The organism is Endozoicomonas sp. SESOKO3 (assembly GCF_024606255.1).
The window spans coordinates 1-1,565 of the sequence record NZ_JAHHPR010000182.1 but is presented as its reverse complement, the minus strand read 5'-3'; the positions used below and the strand labels follow the sequence as shown (position 1 = coordinate 1,565).

1 protein-coding gene is annotated in these 1,565 nt (G+C 46.9%); it reads right to left on the bottom strand.

All coding sequences use genetic code 11. The features are described 5' to 3' along the window. Positions 1 to 1,113, bottom strand: a 1,113-nt coding sequence (locus KDK18_RS03215) for a YeaH/YhbH family protein (protein WP_257253169.1), incomplete at its 3' end; no start/stop codon positions are given. Positions 1,114 to 1,565: the final 452 nt, after the last annotated feature.

The following is a 1,565-nucleotide window of genomic DNA, read 5'->3' as shown; positions in this document are numbered from 1 at the left end:
ATATTGAACCTTTGACATGATCTGTTCAGTCAGAATTTTGGAGCAAACGCTGGAATCCCCTTCCCAGTTATCGCCATCGGAAGCCTGAGCAACATAAATGTTCCAGTCCACCGGATTGTAACGGTTATTGATAATGTCGCGGGTCATTTCCAGGGCACTGGACACAATGGTTCCGCCGGTTTCCCGGGAATAAAAGAAGTCATCCTCATCGACTTCCTTTGCGGCAGTGTGGTGCCGAATAAAGACGACTTCGATCTGTTTGTAATTACGTTGCAGGAACAGATAGAGCAGGATGAAAAAGCGCTTGGCCATGTCTTTGATTTCCTGTGTCATGGAGCCGGAGACATCCATGACACAAAACATCACAGCCTTGTTACTGGGGCTGGGAACTTTGATCAGGTTGTTGTACTTGAGATCAAAGTCATCAATAAAGGGCAGCTTTTTCAGCTTGCCATTGAGCTCTTTAATCTTCTCACGAAGTTCTTCAACCAATTGAGTATTGGTCTCCTCCGGACTGACTTCCAGCTCACGAAGCTGTCGCCTTAACGCTCTTACTTCTTTGCGGGCACCACCACCCAGGGCAATTCTTCGAGCATGAGCTGATCTCAGGGAGCGAACAATGTTCAAGCGATCAGGAGAACCTTCACTGGTGTAACCTGCGTGCTTCATTTTGAACTCAGTGGCATCCTGAAGCTGCTTTCGAACCAGGTTTGGCAGCTCAAGGTCGTCAAACATGTGATTCAGAAACTCTTCATGGTTGATCTGGAAGCTGAACTCATCCATACCTTCGCCAGAGTTACCGGCTTTGCCTCGACCTGAACCCTGGCCAGAACCACCGGATGGACGTTTGATTCTGTCGCCTGAAACAAACTCCTTATTACCGGGATGAACCTGTTTGTAGCGGCCACCCTGACCATGCTGAAAACGGGGTTCGGACAGATCCTTGGTGGGAATGGTGACCTGGCTGCCTGATTCCACATCCGTAATGGAGCGTTTGTTAACCGCTTCAGAAACCGCTTTTTTAATGTGCTTCCGGTATCTGTCCAGGAAACGCTGTCGATTGACAGTACTTTTGTTTTTCCCGTTCAGACGTCGATCAATAATAATGCTCATTCGCACGCTCCCTGTCTGCTATGACACAGAACATTTCATGATTTCTATGTCGCCAGTTTTGAACGGCCTGTTCAAAACCTTGTTATTCCAATACCTGTTTTTCCATGACTTTTTTGTTTACAGCTTTCTTCGCTCATGGCTGTTTTCGCTCATGTCTGTATTAGTTATCGGAATAGGGTGACATTTTGCCACCGTTTTTTGTTTATTTTGGCTCCGTAAGCCAGCTTCTGACATTCATCAGTCACTGTCGGAGCGATCTCGAAATCATTTTTTGATCACTTTTTCTGCCCGTCCACGGACGTTGACCGGAGATCTAAATGATCAAAGAATAATTCCATTAAACAGGGCCTGCGACAGCGTCGCAGGCCTGACATTTTACTGCGACTTTCTAACCCTGATATACCATTCAGCCAGCAGTCTCACCTGCTTCTCGGTATAGCCTCTTTCAACCA